Source organism: Okeania sp. SIO2C9, from assembly GCF_010672455.1.
GTDB lineage: Bacteria > Cyanobacteriota > Cyanobacteriia > Cyanobacteriales > Microcoleaceae > Okeania.
Genome location: NZ_JAAHGO010000294.1, coordinates 1 through 1,083 on the forward strand (window position 1 = coordinate 1; position 1,083 = coordinate 1,083).

Consider the following 1,083-nt stretch of genomic DNA (forward strand, 5'->3'; position numbering starts at 1 on the left):
TGGTGCATGTGCATATCCGTGGTTTTGATGTTGCGCTGCGTGCTGCTTTGCGTGAAGATCCAGATATTGTTCTTGTTGGTGAGATGCGTGATTTGGAAACCACGCGTATCGCTATTGAAACCGCTGAGACCGGTCACTTAGTTTTTGGTACTTTGCACACTACTACCGCAGCAAGCACGGTGGACCGGGTTATCAACCAGTTCCCAGCTGATGAGCAAGAACAAATTCGCTTGATGCTATCAACCAGCTTGCGCGGGGTAATCGCTCAGAACTTATTAAAGAAAAAAGGTGGCGGTCGCTGTGCTGCGCTTGAGATTCTTATCGTTACCCCAGGAATCTCGGCTATGATTCGTGAGGGTAAAACATTCCAGCTGCCGTCAGCGATGCAGACCGGTGCTAAATTCGGGATGCAATTACTTAATGACGCCCTCGAAGCTTTGGTGAAAGAAGGCAAGGTTGAGCCGAATGAAGCCTTAGATCGCTCAGCTGAGAAAGATGATTTTGCCAAGCGTATGGAGGGTGCAGGTATAAAAGTCGATTATGAAGGACAGTAACGCTTGCTAATCTTAGCTTAAACTCGCCTTGAGTTTAATAATACAAAATAGAATAATTCATCAGGCCGTGCTAATAAAATTTATTGGCACGGTCTTGTTGTTTTTTGGCGGCTTCGCTTGGGCCTGTGTTCAGGTCATGGGCTGAGGTGAGACCAACTTTTTCAAAGATTTGGTTGATGGTATTCTCATCGAGTTGGTAGGTGTCCTCGAGGTAGAAGCGGATGTATTCTATCTCGCAGCGTTGCCGTTTTAGTTGGCGTACGAGTAGTTCGAGGTCTCGGCTGTACATTATGCGGCTCCTCTAGGTGTTATAGGTTAGTTGCAGTAGGCTATTTGCCACTCCGCCTTACGGTAACGACCTCAAAATGATGTCGACGCTATCCTAACCCTGGATGCCTCATGAACCAGTCTGTCTCAATCGATGCTCTCGCGACAGGATCAGAAGCAGACTGGGTAATGCCGATGTGATGGATAACGCCTTGAGAACCACGTTTTGTATGGTTTTTACTGAAATTGGCTGAATAAACCA

The 1,083-nt window shown here is 46.9% G+C and carries 2 protein-coding genes; one reads left to right on the forward strand and one right to left on the reverse strand.

Annotated features, from left to right (window positions below):
* A partial coding sequence (locus tag F6K23_RS41115) for a type IV pilus twitching motility protein PilT (protein ID WP_293167050.1) occupies window positions 1-554 on the forward strand: 554 nt, incomplete at its 5' end.
* A gap of 70 nt (window positions 555-624) precedes the next feature.
* On the opposite strand, the gene F6K23_RS41120 is transcribed toward F6K23_RS41115, so the two are convergent.
* Complete coding sequence (locus F6K23_RS41120) at window positions 625-843, reverse strand: hypothetical protein (protein ID WP_293167052.1); 219 nt, start codon at window positions 841-843, stop codon at window positions 625-627.
* Window positions 844-1,083: the final 240 nt, after the last annotated feature.